Annotated in this window: 12 protein-coding genes; 9 read left to right on the top strand and 3 right to left on the bottom strand. The window is 44.5% G+C overall.

Annotated features, from left to right (window positions below):
* Window positions 1-37 precede the first annotated feature (37 nt).
* From infB to Q0R52_RS25610, 9 genes are all read left to right on the top strand, one after another.
* Complete coding sequence (gene infB, locus Q0R52_RS25650) at window positions 38-3040, top strand: translation initiation factor IF-2 (RefSeq protein ID WP_295800517.1); 3003 nt, start codon at window positions 38-40, stop codon at window positions 3038-3040.
* Between the two features lie 444 nt (window positions 3041-3484).
* Window positions 3485-4237: a hypothetical protein gene (locus Q0R52_RS25645; protein WP_295800514.1), complete on the top strand. Its 753-nt coding sequence runs from the start codon at window positions 3485-3487 to the stop codon at window positions 4235-4237.
* Window position 4238: 1 nt separating this feature from the next.
* Window positions 4239-7004: a TonB-dependent receptor gene (locus tag Q0R52_RS25640; RefSeq protein ID WP_295800511.1), complete on the top strand. Its 2766-nt coding sequence runs from the start codon at window positions 4239-4241 to the stop codon at window positions 7002-7004.
* Window positions 7004-8203: a DUF4249 domain-containing protein gene (locus Q0R52_RS25635; RefSeq protein ID WP_295800508.1), complete on the top strand. Its 1200-nt coding sequence runs from the start codon at window positions 7004-7006 to the stop codon at window positions 8201-8203. Before Q0R52_RS25640 ends, Q0R52_RS25635 begins: the two co-directional genes overlap by 1 nt.
* Window positions 8204-8210: 7 nt before the next feature.
* On the top strand, window positions 8211-9404 hold the full coding sequence (locus Q0R52_RS25630; protein WP_295800505.1) for a DUF4249 domain-containing protein: 1194 nt from the start codon (window positions 8211-8213) through the stop codon (window positions 9402-9404).
* 8 nt (window positions 9405-9412) lie between these two features.
* Window positions 9413-10567, top strand: a complete 1155-nt coding sequence (locus Q0R52_RS25625; RefSeq protein WP_295800502.1) for a DUF4249 domain-containing protein — start codon at window positions 9413-9415, stop codon at window positions 10565-10567.
* Between the two features lie 45 nt (window positions 10568-10612).
* Complete coding sequence (locus Q0R52_RS25620; protein ID WP_295800499.1) at window positions 10613-12973, top strand: MG2 domain-containing protein; 2361 nt, start codon at window positions 10613-10615, stop codon at window positions 12971-12973.
* Between the two features lie 113 nt (window positions 12974-13086).
* On the top strand, window positions 13087-14301 hold the full coding sequence (locus tag Q0R52_RS25615) for a glycoside hydrolase family 88 protein (RefSeq protein WP_295800498.1): 1215 nt from the start codon (window positions 13087-13089) through the stop codon (window positions 14299-14301).
* On the top strand, window positions 14298-15089 hold the full coding sequence (locus Q0R52_RS25610) for a DUF4350 domain-containing protein (protein WP_295800496.1): 792 nt from the start codon (window positions 14298-14300) through the stop codon (window positions 15087-15089). Before Q0R52_RS25615 ends, Q0R52_RS25610 begins: the two co-directional genes overlap by 4 nt.
* Window positions 15090-15216: 127 nt before the next feature.
* Here the strand turns inward: Q0R52_RS25610 and pgl are convergent, their stop codons facing one another.
* The 3 genes from pgl to gndA all read right to left on the bottom strand — a co-directional run.
* Complete coding sequence (gene pgl / locus Q0R52_RS25605) at window positions 15217-15942, bottom strand: 6-phosphogluconolactonase (protein ID WP_295800494.1); 726 nt, start codon at window positions 15940-15942, stop codon at window positions 15217-15219.
* A 134-nt stretch (window positions 15943-16076) separates the two neighbouring features.
* Entirely contained in the window at window positions 16077-17588 is a 1512-nt protein-coding gene (gene zwf / locus Q0R52_RS25600; protein ID WP_295800493.1) for a glucose-6-phosphate dehydrogenase, read from the bottom strand.
* Between the two features lie 33 nt (window positions 17589-17621).
* Window positions 17622-18959, bottom strand: a 1338-nt coding sequence (gene gndA / locus Q0R52_RS25595) for an NADP-dependent phosphogluconate dehydrogenase (protein WP_295800491.1), incomplete at its 5' end; no start/stop codon positions are given.

Here is an 18959-nt window from a genome sequence, read left to right as displayed (position 1 = left end):
ATTTTTGCACCAAAATAGCAGAGAAAGAATATAATAAATGTCAGAAGACAAATCCATAAAATTATTTACAGCAGCAAAAGAGCTGAATATCGGTACAGGTACTATTGTTGACTTTTTGGCAACAAAAGGGTATAAGGTACAAAAACACCCTACTACCTTGCTTGATGGCGATATGTACAGCGCGCTTTTGAAAGAATTTGCTGTAGATAAAATTATTAAGGAGGAAGCTAAGCAGATAAGCATAGGAAAGATAAGGAAGGAAGAACCTGCAGCTTTTCCCGAAAAGCCGGTTGAACACCGCCGTTCGAGAGATTTCGAGAACGAGGAAATCCTTATTAAAGGAATTGGCAACCACTATAGCCCGCCGCCGGTTGAAAAGCCAAAACCTGTTGAACCTCCAAAACCCGTTGAAGTACCTGCGCCTGTAAAGGCCGAGGAGCACAACGCGGTATTGCCTGGTGTAACCGTGGTAGGCAAAATTGACCTGAATAATCTGAACGCAAAACCTCAGCCACCGGCCGAAAAGCCTGTTGTAAAGGAAGAGCCGGTAGCAGTAAAACCAGAAGTGGTGGCACCTGCACCCACTCCCGAGCCTATAAAAGAAGCACCGAAGGAAGTGGTTGTTGAAGCCCCTAAGGTTGAAGAAGTTAAAAAAGAAGTAGTACCTGCTGCGCCTGCACCGCCGGTTGCCGCGGCTGTTGAGCCAGAGGCACCTGCTGTTGATGAGCCACAGGAGCCCGAAGTAATTCGTGCAAAAGCCGAGCGTTTGAGTGGCCCGAATATTATTGGGAAGATACAGTTGCCGGTTAATGCGCCAAAGCGTAACCCGGTTGCTTCGTCGTCAAACACCAATAGCGCAGCCGACCATAAGCGCAAGCGTAAACGTAAAGACAACCAGGGCCCGGGTAACAACCAGGGTGGTGGTGGCCAAAATCCGCAAAACTTTGCGCCAAACCCTCCGGGGTCGCAACAGGCGCATGGTGGCAACCGACCCGATTTCAGGAACAGGGGCACAGGCCCTAATCCTGGTGCCGGTAATAACCAGCAGGGCGGTGGCGGCAATCGTCCCGATTTCAGAGGCAACAGGAATACCGCTCCTCAAAGCAGCGGACCGAAGGAAGAACCTTCAGAAAAAGATATACAAGACCAGATTAAGGCTACACTGGCCCGCCTTAGTGGCGCCGGTAAATCGGGCAAGTTTGCGCAACGTGCCAAGTTCCGCCGTCAAAAGCGTGATGATGTAGCAGCAACTGCCGAAGAGCTGGCAATGGAAAACGAGTTACAATCGAAGGTTTTAAAAGTAACCGAGTTTGTAACGGCGAACGAACTGGCAAGTATGATGGATGTATCTGTAACGCAGATTATATCTACCTGTATGAGCCTTGGTATGTTCGTATCCATTAACCAAAGGCTTGATGCCGAAACATTGAGCATTGTTGCCGATGAATTTGGTTACCAGATTGAGTTTGTAAAACCACAGGACGAAGAAAGCAGTCTTGATCAGCCGGATGATCCGGAAGATTTGGTTCCGCGTGCACCAATTGTAACCATAATGGGTCACGTTGACCACGGTAAAACATCGTTGCTCGATTTTATACGCAAAACCAACGTTATAGGCGGCGAAGCCGGGGGTATTACCCAGCACATTGGCGCTTATGAAGTTACCTTACCTGATGATAAAGGAAAAATAACCTTCCTCGATACGCCGGGCCACGAAGCGTTTACCGCTATGCGTGCCAGGGGTGCCCAGGTAACCGATATTGTAATTATAGTAATTGCTGCTGATGACAGCGTGATGCCGCAAACCCGCGAGGCTATAAACCACGCACAGGCTGCCGGCGCACCAATCATCTTCGCATTCAATAAAATTGATAAACCAGGCGCAAATGCCGACAAGGTACGTGAGCAGCTATCAGCCATGAATATTTTGGTTGAAGAGTGGGGCGGTAAATACCAGTCGCAGGAAATATCAGCCAAAACCGGCTTAAATGTCGACTTATTGCTGGAGAAGGTTTTACTGGAAGCAGAATTGCTCGAATTGAAAGCCAATCCTAATAAACGTGCCGTTGGTACCGTTATAGAAGCAGCCCTTGATAAAGGCCGTGGTATTGTTACCACCATATTAGTACAGGCCGGTCGCTTAAAAGTAGGCGACCCGATACTGGCAGGCTGTTACAGCGGTCGTGTTAAGGCATTGACCAACGAGCGTGGCCAGCGTGTTGAATCTGCCGGCCCGTCGACACCGGTACAGGTGCTGGGTATGCAGGGTGCACCAACTGCGGGCGATAAGTTTAACGTGCTGGAAAGCGAAGTTGAGGCCCGCGAAATTGCCAACAAACGCTTACAATTACAGCGCGAACAAGGTTTACGTACGCAGAAACATATCACGCTTGATGAAATTGGCCGCCGTTTGGCAGTTGGTAACTTTAAGGAGCTTAACATTATTGTTAAGGGCGACGTGGATGGTTCAATCGAAGCTTTATCAGATTCGTTACTGAAACTATCAACCGAACAGATACAGGTAAATATCATATCGAAAGCCGTAGGGCAGATTTCGGAATCAGACGTATTGTTAGCATCAGCTTCTGATGCAATAATCATCGGCTTCCAGGTGCGTCCTTCAGGAAGTGCACGTAAACTCGCCGAGGCCGAGCAGATTGATATCAGGCTTTACTCGATCATCTACGATGCGATAAATGAGATAAAAGCCGCTATGGAAGGCATGCTTGCACCAACCTTCGAAGAGAAGATTGTTGCGAATGTTGAAATACGCGAAACCTTTAAAATCAGCAAAGTTGGTACCATTGCCGGCTGTATGGTGCTTGATGGTAAGATTACCCGTAACAGCAAAATACGGATAATCCGCGAGGGTGTGGTAATTTACACCGGCGAGCTGGCATCATTGAAACGCTTTAAAGACGATGTTAAAGAAGTTGCCACCGGCTATGAGTGCGGCTTAAACATCCAGAACTTTAATAATATTGAAGTTGGCGATATAGTTGAAGCGTATGAAAATGTTGAGGTGAAACGCAAGCTCTAATAACCACATACAAAAAGCAAAAGGCCCGGTAAGATATTACCGGGCCTTTTTTGTGCCTTTACCTTTTGGGGACAGGGCGATGTGCATGCCTTTTGCCGTGATGATGCCTTTTGTGATGCATTTTATGGCGGGCTTTTTTATGATGAGTAACCTGGGCATTTACTGCGCTGAAGCTAAACGTAGCTAGTAAAACAATCGTTAAAACTTTCAATGATTTCATATAGGGGAGGGGTTAAATATTCCTCCAATATTACATATCGTGTCGATAAATTGAGTTGAGGATTTGTAACAATATTGTAGCAGTTATATTGTTTTGAGTACACTAAGGTAAGGATTTAAACTAAAAATACAGTTTTTTTCAAAAAAACGCCGTAAATGCTTGTTTTTTAGCACAAACTGGCGTAAATTCCATTTTTAACCTTTAGCGCCAACTAACCCAAATTCATGAATAAACCTATTTACCTGTTCTCAGCAGTGCTGTTGCTTTGCGCTTTTTTCGCGCGAAATGCACGGGCACAAACTGCACCAGGCGACAGCAGTTCGCAGCAAAATGCCCTGAATAACGCCGTAACACTATACAACACCAGCATAGGCATACAAGCACCGATTTACACAGGGCCCGAATATTATTTTTACGATCCGCATATTAAAGGCAACGCCTATTACATGGATATAAATGGCTTTACCAAAGGCTCGGTTTACTATGACGGCACTTTGTACAATAACATGTCAATGTTGTACGATATTAATAACGACGATTTGGTAGTGTTGTACCCGAGCAGGGTATCAAAGTTTATAGCGATTAAAGAACGGGTAAAAAGCTTTGACTTTTTGGGCGGGCATTTTATCAACTTAAATGCAGATACACTGGCTACTGGCGGCGACGTAAAATCAGGCTATTACAGGCAGCTTTACAACGGTAAATCTGAAGTACTGGGAAAATATTCAAAAACCATGCAAACTACCACCAGTAATACAAACGGGGTGGAGAATTATTTCAGCTTCTCGAAGGATTTTTATATCAAGAAAAATAACGTTTACCATAGCGCAGGCAGCAAGGGGGCGGTTCTCGATATTTTTAAAGACAGAAAGAAGGAAATACGAAAATTCATCAGTGCAAATGATTTGGATTTCCGCGCCAACCCCGAAGAATCCCTGGTTAAAGTTGCAACCTATTACGACCACTTATCAAACTAACATGAGAAAAATATACCTCGCAAGTTTTTGCTTCCTGGTTTTTTTACAAGCTGTTTCGGCCCAGCAAAATAGCACAAAGCTGTTTACTGTGAACTTTCAGCAAGCCACCATATCACAACTTGTAAACGAGCTTGAATCAAAAAGCAGCTATCATTTTTATTATGACCCTGCTCAGTTTGATAGTTTAAGGGTTACCCTGCAGGTAACGCAGCAACCGCTGAATGCTGTTTTAGACCTCGCCTTTAAGAAAACAGCATTTGTGTATGCCATTAACCAGCAGCAGCAGGTGTTTATTACCAAAGGCCGGCAAATACGCACGGAGCTAGCGCTGGGCTATTCGCAGGTACGTACAAATACACCGGTTAGCCAGGCGCCCGTTGCAGACTATACACAAGAAGCTGAAAAAAAGGTGCCCGATGCTACAACGGAAAACAAACTTTACGAAATTGGGGTAAAAACCAATACCATAAAGCCGGGGAAGGCCATATTGAGTGGATATATACGTGACATTAAATCGGGCGAGGCCGTTACGGGCGCCACCATTTACGTGGCAAATACTAAAACCGGCGCGGCTTCCGACCAATTTGGTTTCTTCTCAATTACTTTACCGCGCGGCCGGCAAACTTTGCTGGTACGGGGCCTGGGCATGCGCGACACCCGCCGCCAGATAATACTGTATACCGATGGCAAGCTGAACATTGAAATGCAGGAACAAATTAACAGCCTTAAGGAGGTTAAAATTTCGGCAGAGAAAGTGGCCAACGTAAGGAGTACCGACCTTGGCGTAGCAAAGCTGGATATCAAAAACATTAAACAAATTCCGACGGCATTTGGCGAGGCCGATGTTCTAAAAGTTGTTTTGACCCTCCCTGGGGTTACGTCGGTAGGCGAAGCTACAACCGGCTTTAACGTACGCGGTGGTGCGGCGGATGAAAACCTGATTTTGCTTGATGGCAATACCATTTATAACCCGGCGCACTTTTTTGGGTTTTTCGCAGCCTTTAACCCCGACATTGTAAAGGATATAGAGCTTTACAAAAGCAGTATTCCTGAAAAATTTGGCGGGCGTTTATCATCCGTTTTGGATATTACCAACCGCGAAGGCAACAAAAAGAAATTTACCGGTTCGGCAGGGATAGGCTTGCTGACAAGCAGGCTGAACGTTGAGGGCCCGTTGGGAAGTGATAAAACCTCGTTTATATTTGGCGGCCGCACCACTTATTCCGATTGGTTATTGAAGTTGCTGCCCGAATCGTACAAACATAGCCAGGCGTCTTTTTACGATTTTAATTTGGGTATAAGTCACCAGATAAACGAAAAAAACAACCTGTACCTTAGCGGCTACCTTAGCCAGGATAAGTTTAAACTAAATAGCGATACGAGCTACTCATACAGTAATAAAAACCTGAATGTTAAATGGAAGCATAATTATAATAATAAACTATACAGTTTAATTTCGGCAGGCGTTGACAATTACAAGTACAACGTATCGAGCAGTGCCAACCCGGTAAACGCGTACAACCTTGGTTTTAAGGTGATGCAATCGAATTTTAAAACCGACTTTACCTACTATTTAAGCAATAAGCACACGCTTAACTTCGGCCTGAGTTCGATTCTATATAAGATTAACCCGGGAACCTTTGAACCAAATAGTGATAAATCATTAATTGCACCAGACATCATCCCATCGGAAAAAGCACTGGAAAGTGCCGTTTACCTGGGTGACAAATTTGATGTTACCGATAATTTAACCATTAGCGCAGGGGTAAGGTTTAACGCTTACAGCTACCTTGGCCCGCAAACAGTTAATAATTACGCCCCAAATTTACCGAGGGAGCCAAACAACGTACTGGATAGCACCACCTATGGAAGTGGTAAATTTATAAAAACATACCTGGGCCCCGATATCAGGCTATCCGCACGCTATTTGCTTGGCGACAATTTATCGATAAAGGCTGGCTATAACACATTACATCAATATATACACCTGCTGTCGAACTCAACGTCAATATCCCCAACAGATGTTTACAAACTCAGCGATCCTAATATTAAGCCAGAGAACGGCGACCAGGTATCGTTAGGTATTTTCAAAAACGCCCAGGCCAATACCATCGAAATGTCGGTTGAGGTTTATTACAAAAGGCTCAGGAATTACCTCGACTATAAAAGTGGCGCGGTACTGCTGCTAAACCACCATATTGAGCAGGACGTAATAAACACAGAGGGCAAAGCTTATGGCGCCGAGTTTTTGCTCAAAAAAACCGCAGGGAAGTTAAACGGCTGGATGAGCTACACCTACTCGCGTACATATTTACGCCAAAACGATCCTTATGCGGGCGAGTTTATAAACAGTGGCAGGTATTACCCGGCAAATTACGACAAACCACACTCGGTTAATTTTAATGGTAACTACCGCTTTACACACCGTTACAGTGTATCGTTTGATATTTCGTACAGTACAGGGCGGCCAATAACATTGCCTATTGCCAAATACGAATATGCAGGCTCTGAGCGCGTATTTTACTCAGATAGAAATGCATACCGGATACCTGATTATTTCAGGTCCGACTTTTCAATTATTATAGAAGGCAATCATAGGGTACACCAGCTGACACACAACTCGTGGACTATTGGTGTGTACAATATTACCGGGCGGCAAAATGCCTACTCTACCTTCTTCAGTGAGCAAAGCGGTGTAATAAGCGGCTATAAGCTATCGATATTTGCTGCGCCTATTCCGTTTATTAATTATAATATCAGGTTTTGATGATGAGGCACAGAACTGGTTATATGATATTGTTTTTTGCACTTGCTGTAACTATAACTGCTTGTAAGAAACCGTATGATCCGCCTGCAATATCGGCGCCGGGTACTTACCTTGTGGTTGAAGGTGTAATTAACAGCGGGGCCGACTCGACTATAATTAAACTAAACCATACAGTAAAACTTTCCGCCTCAACCAGCGTCAACCCTGAATTAGACGCCATAGTAAGTGTTGAGGGCGATGATAATAGCAGCCGCCCCTTAGCCACTACCGGTAAGGGTATTTACTTTTTCCCGGGTTTAAATCTCGATGTTAACCATAAATACCGGCTCAAAATAAAAACCGCTGATAATAAAGAATATGCATCGGATTTTATACCGGTAATAAACAGCCCGGCCATTGACAGCGTAACATATAAAGTTAAAAGTGATGGTATCGACATTAATTTAAACACCCACAGCTCCAATAACCTAAGGTATTACAGGTGGGAATATAACGAAACATGGGTTCATGAATCAGACTTTGAATCGAACTATAAATCAAATGGTGATACGGTGTTACAACGCGACCGCGTGAACGACGGGATATATGTTTGCTGGAGAAACAATGCATCAAGTACGATAACGCTGGGTTCGTCGGCAAAACTGGCGCAGGATGTAATCAGCGATTTCCCGATAACTTTTATATCGCGCCACGATGACAAGCTAAGGCACCGGTATAGCATATTGGTGAGGCAATACGCGCTTACCAAAGAGGCTTACGATTTTTGGCTAAACCTTAAAAAGAACACAGAGCAACTGGGTAGTATTTTTGATGCACAACCCTCACAGATAAATGGCAATATCCATTCGTTAACGGACTCGAATGAGCCGGTAATTGGCTATATCAGCGCGGGAAACTATGCAACTAAAAGAATTTATATAGATGAATCAACACTGCCCCCCTGGCTTGATCCGCTTGGCGACGGCTGCGTGGCAAAACCGTTTTTATATCGTTTTTTTGATAAAGACGGGCAGGGGCCATTTAACCAGGTTGACCAATATATTAATTTTTACAAAGCAACCGGCGAACTGCAAATACCAATCGACGCAGTTAAGCTCCCTGGTTCCCCAATATTAGGGTATACGGGTGCGCCGCCGTCGTGTGTTGACTGTACGTTAACTGGTAGTAATAAAAAGCCGGATTTTTGGCAATCATATTAATAACAGGATGAAGAACCGGGCGTTTTGCATATTGGCATTGATGGTAATGGTTGGCTGTAAAAAGCCATACTACCCGGATGTTATTGCCGCGCCCAATAGTTACCTTGTTGTTGAGGGTATGATTAATAGCGGCTCCGATTCAACCATTATTAAACTTAATCGTACCGTAAAACTATCAGGTGCAACCAATATAAACCCCGAATTAAAAGCAGTATTGACAGTTGAGGGCGACGATAACAGCAATTATCCTTTGGTTGAAAAGCCCAATGGCGTTTATATTTTCCCGGGGCTAAACCTGGGTACAGCGCACAAATATCGCTTAAGAATAAGAACAACAAACGGCAAAGAATACCTTTCGGGTTTTGAGGCAGTTTTAAATACCCCGGTGGTCGACAGCCTGGCATACCATATTCAAAGCGACGGCGTAAGCGTTAATGTAAATACACACGACCCTAAAAATGCTACACGGTATTACCGCTGGGAATATGATGAAACATGGATTTATACCTCCAGGTACCAATCGCTTTTTAAATCGAACGGCGATACCGTATTATACCGCGATTTAATTAATGATGATATATACACCTGCTGGCGTACAGAACTGGCAACAACTATTGTTCTGGCCTCGTCGGCAAAACTATCGCTGGATGTTATAAGTGATATGCCAATAACATTTATATCCCGACATTCCGATAAAATTCGAAGCAAAGTAAGCATACTGGTAAGGCAATATGGCCTGTCAAAAGATGCCTATGATTTTTGGCAGAACCTGCAAAAAAACACCCAGCAGCTGGGCAGTATTTTTGATGCACAGCCGTCACAAATAAATGGCAATATACACTCAACAAGCAATACCGATGAACCTGTAATAGGCTATGTAAGCGTAGGCACTTATACCACAAAACGGTTTTTTATTGATGAACATAATTTGCCGAACTGGATTGATGTCCCTTCGGCACCCACGGGCTGCCCGGCACATGGCTATTTTTATAAATACATCGACCCGGTATCGGGCCTGCTATTTAACCAGGTGGACGCATATCTGAATTATAAAAAATCGCCCTCGGCTACCGAGATACCAATTGAAGGTATATATGACAGGCAAACCCACGAACGTTTAGGGTTTACGGCATCCTACCCAGAGTGTGTTGACTGTAGATTACAACATGGGACGAACAAACAACCCAATTTTTGGAAATAAGAGAAACTATGAAAAACTGGAGAATTTGGTTATTTATTTTAACATTATCTATAGGGTGCAAAAAACCTTATAACCCTAAGGTGATCAATTCGCCACGGAGTTACCTTATTGTGGAAGGCACAATTAATACGAATGATACCACCACAATTAAATTAAGCCGAACCGTTAATCTTAACGCCAGCACAACGTTAAATCCGGTAGAAGGCACCATACAGGTTGAGTGCGATAACGGGGATAAATTCGGCTTATTTGAGGCAGCGCCCGGCATTTATAAACTTGCGGGCATAACCCTTGACAGTACCCGGAAATTCCGGCTAAGGATAAATACGCCAGGTGATGGAAACGAATATCTTTCAGACTACGAACAAGCGAAAGCAGCACCCCCTATTGACAGCATTGGCTTCAGCGTTACGGGGAAGGGCATCCAGCTTTATGCGAACACGCACGACCCCAAAAACGCTACACACTATTACCGCTTCGACTATGTGGAAACATGGCGGTTTCACTCAATGTTTAATTCGTCATATGTATCAAACGGGACCGCAGTAGTGCCACGCAGCCAGGAGCAGTTGGTTTATTATTGTTTTGCAAGCAATGCTTCTACAAGCATTATTTTAGGCTCTTCAGCCAAGTTAAAACAGGATTTTTTGTTCCAGGCTCCAATTACTGCAATTGAATCAACGTCCGAAAAAATTGAGTTAAAGTATAGCATTCTGCTGCGCGAGTATGCGCTTACAGCCGATGCGTACAAGTTTTGGGAAACCCTAAAAAAGAATACCGAACAACTGGGAAGTATTTTTGATGCTGAACCTACAACATTAGCGGGCAATATACACAACACGCACGATGCCACCGACATTGTAGTGGGATTTATCAGTGCTGGCACAGTGGCAAAAAAACGGATATTTATAGCGAGCGAGCAGTTGCCAAATACCTATTTACCAAAATATCCATATGATTGCCAGATAGATTCAACATTCTATAACGACCCTCATAGTCATTCAAACACCGTGCTTCAAAGAATTTTGGCTGGAGCAGAAATACCTGTAAACGCAATATTTAGTAGTGCGGGCCCTAATCCGATAGGATTTACGGCGTCCGACATATATTGTATCGATTGTACTTTGAGGGGAAGCAAACAACAACCGGATTTTTGGAAATAATTAACTGAATAAAAAGAATTTAGCTCAATATAAATAGCACTGATCATGAGAAATATTAAACTATCCATTAAGGTAATGCTGCTGACGCCGGCTCTGTTACTTCCTTTTTTAAGCGGCAAAGCCCAGGTTATACAGGAAGTGCAAAACAGCTTCAACTTGTACAAGCAAAGCGCTTTACAGGAGAAGGTATTTGTTCATACAGATAAGAACACATACTTGCCGGGCGAGATAGTGTGGTTTAAGGTTTTTTGTGTGGATGGTAACGACCATAAGCCATTAAACTTAAGCAAAGTAGTTTACGTTGAGATTTTGGATAATAACCAAAGCCCGGTAACGCAGGCTAAAATTTCCATAAAAAATGGCATCGGCGACGGCTCGCTATATGTACCCGTGTCAATTGCTAATGGCAAATACAAATTCAGAGCCTACACCAGCTGGATGAAAAATTTCAGCCCTGATTATTATTTCGAAAAAGTGATTACCCTTGTAAACCCGCTGCGATCGCCCGATGGCAGCCCTGCAAAGGAAACTGCTGCGGCCTTTGATATGCAATTTTTCCCGGAGGGTGGTAATTTAGTTAGCGGCCAGCAAAGCAAAGTTGCCTTTAAAGCCGTCGACAAAAATGGCAAGGGCGCTGCTGCAAGGGGCGCGGTAATAGATCAACACAATGATACGGTAGCCCGGTTTCAATCGCTAAAGTTTGGGATGGGCAACTTTTCTTTTACCCCCGTTGCCGGAAATACCTATAAGGCCATAGCGAAGTCCAACGGCGCAGCACTAACCAAAGAATTACCTGAAATAAACGCCCAGGGCTATGTAATGAAACTTACTGACAAAGGCCCTCAGCTTGATGTGGAGGTAAAAGGACCCGACGGCAATATTTTCCTGTTTGCCCATACCCGCCAAATGATTAAGGCTGCCGAAGGGCTATCGGTAAGCGCTGGTGTTGCCCATTTTACTATAAATAAAAACTCGCTTGGCGATGGCATATCAAGCATCACCATTTTTAACAACTCGAAGCAGCCTGTTTGCGAACGGCTTTATTTTAAACGGCCTGGCCAAAAACTGTCAATTGCAGCAAGTGCCGATCAGCAACAATATGCGTTGCGCAAAAAAGTTAATATCAGCCTGGCGGCAAAAGACATGGCAAATAAGCCGGTACTGGCAAACATGTCAATGGCTGTGTACCGCGTTGATTCGTTGCAGGAGGTTGACCACAGCAATATTTTTGATTACCTGTGGCTGGGTTCGGATCTGAAAGGTAATATCGAATCGCCCGATTACTATTTTGCAAATGCCACCGCCGAAACCGATGAAGCGCTAGACAACCTGATGCTTACCCAGGGCTGGCGCCGCTTTCAATGGAACCAGGTGCTTGAAAACAAAACGCCTTCATTTAGCTTTTTACCTGAGTATAAGGGGCATATTGTTACCGCCAAACTGGTAAACACATTAACCAACACATCAGCCAATGGCATCTTTGCGTATATGGGCGTTCCGGGCAAGCGCGTGCAGGTATATGCTGCGCAAAGTGACTCATCAGGACATGTAATGTTTAACACGAAAGATTTTTATGGCCCCGGCGAGTTAGTTGCACAAACAAATGAAACCGTCGACAGCACTTACCGGATAGATATAGCCAGCCCCTTCTCGGAACAATATTCAAAAACAGCCCTGCCAAAATTTGAATTTGTTAACGGCATGCAAACTGCATTACAGACGCACAGCCAGGGTATTCAAATATTGAATATTTATTCGGCCAACAACATCAAAAAGACATTTGATCCCGGAGCAGACAGCACTGCATTTTTCGGCAAGCCCTACAAAAGCTATAAGCTCGACGATTTTACCCGCTTTACTACTATGGAAGAGGATTTACGTGAATACGTGTCGGAAGATAATATTGTAAGGTCGAAAGGAAAGTTTCATATCAAAGTGCTTAATGACCGGGGCTTTCTTGATGGCGACCCGCTGGTGATATTGGACGGTGTGCCCGTTTTTGATGTAAATAAAATATTCTCTGTCGATCCGTTAAAAGTGAGAAAGCTGGATGTGATTCGTGAAAGGTTTTTTTACGGCCCGAGCGAACAGGAAGGTGTTTTTAGCTTTACAACCTACAAAGGCGACTTAGGGGGCGTAGAGCTTGACCCTAAGGCCGTGGTAATTGATTACGAAGGATTACAATTGCGCAGGCAATTTTACTCGCCTGTTTACGAAACCGAGGCCCAGGTAACAAGCCGTATCCCCGATTTCAGGAACCTGTTATATTGGGGACCGAACGTAAATAACCAGGACAAGGTGTCGTTTTATACATCAGACCAGGCTGGTAAATATGTTGGGGTTGTACAGGGGTTAACTGCCAATGGCGATGCCGCAAGCCAGTATTTTACATTTGAGGTTAAATAAAGCGATAAGCTAAAAAGGATAATGGCGTTCCATTATCCTTTTTATTTCAATCTTTTTCCAAATAAAAAAGGCCATACCTTTACTAACTATTCTGTAATAATCTAAAACTGTCTATGAAAACCAGGGTTCTGTTTATTGCTGCATTAATACGCCTTGCCGGTTTTAGTCAAGCTTGTTTCGCCCAGGCCGTTTCGTATTTAAAGCCGCAGGCCGAGCTGCTTAATATTATCAAACAAAACATAACTGATGCCGACAGCCAATATAAGTTTCTAACAAGCCAGCTTACGGCCGGGCGTTTCCCAAAGAATTTTAATCCGGTTAACAATAAACTCGAAACAAGTAATTCCGGCTGGTGGTGTAGTGGCTTTTATGCCGGTATGTTATTAAATCTATATGAGCAAAACCATGATGCTGCACTGTTGACCGAAGGACAACGATCAATGGATAGCCTTGCCAAAGAGCAATATAATACCCACACGCACGACCTTGGCTTTATGATGTACACCAGTTTTGGTAATGCCAACAGGCTAAACCCGAACCCGGAATATCGCCAAATATTAATAAACAGCGCTAAATCACTATCCACAAGGTTTAATCCTACAGTTGGGTGCATCAAATCATGGGAATCAAAGCCGTCAGATTTTTTGGTGATAATAGATAACATGATGAACCTTGAATTGCTGTTTTGGGCCACGAGAGAAACCGGCGACTCGAGTTTTTACAAAATTGCCGTAACTCATGCCAACACTACTATAAAAAACCACTATAGGGCCGATTATAGCTCCTATCACGTGATAAATTACAATCCCGAAACGGGTGCTGTTCAGCAAAAAAAAACTGCGCAGGGCTTCGCTGACGAGTCGGCATGGGCACGGGGGCAGGTTTGGGGGCTTTATGGCTTCACCGTAATGTACCGCGAAACAAAAGACAAAAAATACCTGGAGCAGGCTAAACATATAGCCGAATTCATCCTCAGCAACCCTAACCTGCCGGCTGATAAAATTCCTTACTGGGATTTTAACGCACCTAATATTCCCAACGCTTTGCGCGATGCATCCGCCGGGGCAATAATGGCATCGGCGTTGTTAGAGCTTTGCCGGTATACCGACAAAAGTGATGGGGTTAAATATTTCAATACAGCCCAAGCTATTATAAAAACATTGTCATCGTCAGAATATAAGGCTACGCCCGGTACCAATGGTGGGTTTATTTTAAAGCACAGCGTGGGTCATTTTCCTCAAAAAAGCGAGGTTGATGTTGCTATCAGCTATGCCGATTATTATTTTGCAGAAGCGATGAAACGATACACACAATTTGCCGCAAAATGAAAAAACTGAGAGTTTTAATGGCTGCCATGTTGCTCACTTCTGTTTACGTGAATGCAAACGCACAAAAAGTGACACTTGATTACTACTTTAATCATGAGATACACAAAACTCCGGCAGGCAAAGTTGAGCGCTACCATTACTTGTGGACGGAGAAGGCTAACTCCGGCTTTTCTATTTTTGCCGACGCCTTTAAAAAAGCCGGCGCGGCTTTAGATACGTTGGACAGCGCGCCGACTACTGAAAACTTAAAAGGCACAGCCATTTATATTATTGTTGATCCGGATACCAAAAAGGAGAGCCCCAATCCGAATTATATCGAACCAAAAGACATTAAAGCGATTGCTGCATGGGTTAAAAGCGGCGGCGTGCTGTTAATGATGGCAAATGACAGCGCGAACGTTGAATTGCCTCATTTCAACAACCTTGCCGCAAAATTCGGGATGCATTTTAACGATGATTTACAAAACCATGTAATTGATGACAGCCATTTTGAAGATGGTGCAATAGTAACCACAGGCAACCCGGTTTTTAAAACCGCCGGTAAGGTATTTATGAAAGACGCCTGCTCTATAGAACTAAGCGGCCAGGCTAAGCCGTTATTAAAAAATAGCAGCGGCGCTGTAATAATAGCCACTGCAAAATATGGGAAAGGAACTGTTATCGCCGTTGGCGACCCATGGTTGTATGATGAATATACTAATGGCCGGTTACCTAAGTCGTTCGAAAATGATAAGGCTGCGAATGATTTGGTGGCGTGGCTGATGGGGCAGGTCCTACCGACCAAATAAAACTTGTCATTGCTAGCGCAGCGTGGCAACCGCGAACTCTGCAGTCCCGCTTTGCAGGTTTTACACCGAGCCATTCGCCCTGTACAGTATGCGATTGCTTCGTTCCTCGCAATGACAATAAGTGTTTTTACTTCGCTTCCAGCATCGAAGCTGCCGCTTCATCCAAAAACCATTGAATTTGCCCTACAATAGGCTCAATAAGCTGTGCGGGGTACTCTTCAATATCCTCCTCATCCTCTAACACGTGATGCACGGCTATCGCTTTTCCTTCGCCATACACTAAAAAGGCGATGTTCTGGGCCTCGTTGATTAACGGGGCGTTCATGGTAATGCGATAAACTTGCTGGTCGGGCAAAAACACTTCGCTAACGCCCGGTACACGATCATGCAATACCGGCGTGTGCGGGAATAACGATGCTGTGTGTGAATTATCACCAAGACCCAGCAGGATTAAATCAAAGCTGAGTTCGGTTTCGTCAAAAAATTGCTCTACCTCTTCCTGGTATTTTTTGGCCGCTTCTTTAGGCTCAAGGGCGGTATCAACCGCGAAAATCTGGTGCGGGTCTATAAACAGCGGAATAAACAGGGCTTTTTTAGCCATCAGGTAATTGCTGTCGGGACTGTCCTGTGGAACATTGCGCTCATCGCCAAAAAAGAAGAAAACTTTCTCCCAATCCAGCTGGTCGTGATACGAAGTTGCGAGCAGTTCGTAGAGCTTCTTGGGTGAACTCCCACCCGATAACGCTACGGAGAATTTACCATTTTTACCAATGGCCTCGCTTCCAATTATTACAAAATACTCAGCTAATGCGGTAAGTACTTCGTCGGCTGTGTTATAAATATTTAAACTCATGGTGGTTAGAGATTAGAGACTGGAGACTAGAGGTTAGTTGGTGTTGGAGATCAGAGGTTGGAGATCAGAGATTAGTTGCAATACTTTCGCCGTTTGCTCGCTTTAACTAATCTCTAACCTCCAATCACTAACCACTACTTCTTCCCATTCACCGGCAATGTAAACCAGTTAAATCCATCGCGGGCTATCAAAGCCTCTGCAGATTCTGGCCCCCATGAGTCGGCGGAATAATTAGGGAAATTTAAACTCTTCTTATTTTGCCAGGTGCTTAAAATAGGCATTACTAACTCCCACGCAGCTTCAACCTGGTCGCCACGCATAAACAGGGTTTGGTCGCCCAGCATGGTATCCAGTATCAGTGTTTCGTAAGCCTCAGGTGCCTGTGCAGCGTATGTGCCCTTATAGTCGAATACCATATCTACCGTATTTAATACCATGTCAAGTCCCGGGCGTTTAGCCTGCACCTGTAAACGGATGCTCATTTCGGGCTGAATACTAATAATCAGCCTGTTTTGCTGCCAGCTTTCGCTTGATTCGGCGGGGAATATTAAATGCGGAACATCCTTAAACTGGATGGTAATTACAGATGACGACTGGTGCATCCGCTTGCCGGTACGCAGGTAAAACGGAACACCGTGCCAGCGCCAGTTATCTACAAAAAACTTAATGGCTGCAAATGTTTCTGTGTTCGATTGCGGGTCTACTTTGGGCTCCTCGCGATATCCGGGCACTTCCTTTCCCTTCATCCAGCCGCTGCCATATTGGCCCCTTACGGCCGATAAACGAACATCATCCGGAGTGAAGCGGCGCATAGCCTTCAAAACGTCAACCTTGCGGTCACGTACCTCATCAGCATTAAAGCTTACCGGCGGTTCCATGGCCACGTGGCAAAGTAATTGCAACAGGTGGTTCTGTATCATATCGCGCATCGCACCGGCCCCGTCGTAGTAATCGCCGCGCTCTTCAACACCCAATTGCTCGGTAACCGATATTTGCACATGCTCAATATAATTACGGTTCCATAGCGGCTCCAGGATACTGTTGGCAAAACGGAAAGCCATAATATTTTGTACCGTTTCCTTGCCAAGGTAATGGTCAATGCGGTAAATCTGGCACTCGTCAAAAATACCTGAAAGCAATTGGTTCAGCTCTTTTGCCGTTTCCAAATCATGCCCGAAAGGTTTTTCGATAATGATGCGTACCCTGTTTTTATCTTCGGCCAGCTTGGCTTTCGATATGTTTGAAGCGATGATTGGGAAGAAGTTTGGCGCTACCGCTAAATAGAAAATTACGTTCGCCTGGGTTTTCCATTCGGCATTGTGCTTGTCAATACGTTTGCCGAACTCTTTATAAGTTTCAGCATCAGTCGCGTCAGATACCTGGTAATAAATATTGGCCGAAAACTCGGCCCATTTCTTATCATCGGTTTTTCCGCTGCGCGAAAACTGGTCGATATCGTTATGCAGGTTATCCCTGAACTGCTCATCGGTAAGCTTGGTACGGCCTGTACCGATTATCGAAAATTGGTGGGGTAGCCAGCCATCCAAAAATAAGTTATAAAGCGCTGGGGCTATCTTCCGGGAGTTCAAATCGCCGGTACCACCAAAAATGATGAATATAGTAGGTTCTGATTTTGTTGTGCTCATTGTAATGATATTATCAGCTAAAAAATATGATAATTAACCTTCGCTATTTGCAGTCCATTGTGTATGGAACACGCCCTCTTTGCCAACAAGCTCGTAGGTATGCGCGCCAAAATAATCGCGTTGTGCCTGGGTTAAGTTTGATGGCATTCTTGCGCTGCGGAAAGCATCGAAATAACTTAATGACGATGCATAGGCCGGTGCTGCAATACCTGCCGCAATGGTTGCCGAAAGCACTTTACGGGCACCCGGTACGGCTGCCTTAACCAGTTCCTCAACACTGCCATCTAATAAAAGGTGCGCCAATTTTGCATCCTTTTGATAGGCGTTGAAAATATCGTTCAAAAACTCTGAACGGATAATACAGCCGCCGCGCCATATTTTGGCAATATCGCCTAAATGCAAATCGTATTTATATTCCGCAGATGCTAATGACAGTAAGTGCATGCCCTGTGCGTAGCTGATTATCATGTTAAAATAAAAAGCCTGCTCCAAAGCAGTTAAAAACTCGTCTTTATTTACATCCAGTACAATCTCGTCCTTGCTGTAAAGCTCGCTGGCCTGTACGCGCAAAGCCTTATATTTTGATAAATCGCGCATGGCAACAGCAGTATCAACAGTTGGGATTGGCGCCTGCAAATCCATAGCCACTTGCGATGTCCATTTACCGGTGCCTTTTGCCTTGGCTTCGTCCTTTATATCATCCAATAACAAATGGTCGCTGCCTGGTGCTTTATATTTGAAAATATCCTTGGTGATATCAAGCAGGAAAGACTTTAAGCGCCCATCGTTCCATTTAGAAAATACTTCGCCCATGGTGGCATTGTCCAGCTTCAGGCCTTTCTTCATTATCTCGTAGGTCTCGGCAATTAATTGCATAATACCGTACTCGATACCATTATGCACCATCTTCACAAAGTGGCCAGATGCACCGGGGCCTATATAGGTTACACAAGGCACGCCATCAACCTTAGCAGCAATAGCTTCAAAGATCGGCTTCATAACCGTGTAGGCATCTTTATCGCCACCCGGCATCATGCTTGGGCCGCGGCGTGCGCCTTCTTCACCTCCAGAAACGCCCATTCCGAAAAAGTGCAGGCCATTAGCCTCTAATTCTTCAACACGGCGGTTGGTATCTGTAAAGTGCGAGTTACCGCCATCTATTAAAATATCGCCCTTATCCAAAAGGGGAGAAAGTTCTGCAATTACACTATCAACCGGTTTGCCGGCTGGTACCAGCATCATAATAGCGCGTGGCGTGGTAAGGCTTTGTATAAATTCTTTAACGTCTAAAAATCCTTTCACCTTAAGGTCGCCGCCTTCTTTATTCAGCGAATCTACCTTGCCGGCATCTTTATCGTGCCCTGCTACTGC

It is taken from the genome of Mucilaginibacter sp. (assembly GCF_025359345.1).
In the GTDB taxonomy this organism is placed as follows: Bacteria; Bacteroidota; Bacteroidia; order Sphingobacteriales; family Sphingobacteriaceae; genus Mucilaginibacter.
This window is presented reverse-complemented; position numbering and strand designations above follow the sequence as displayed.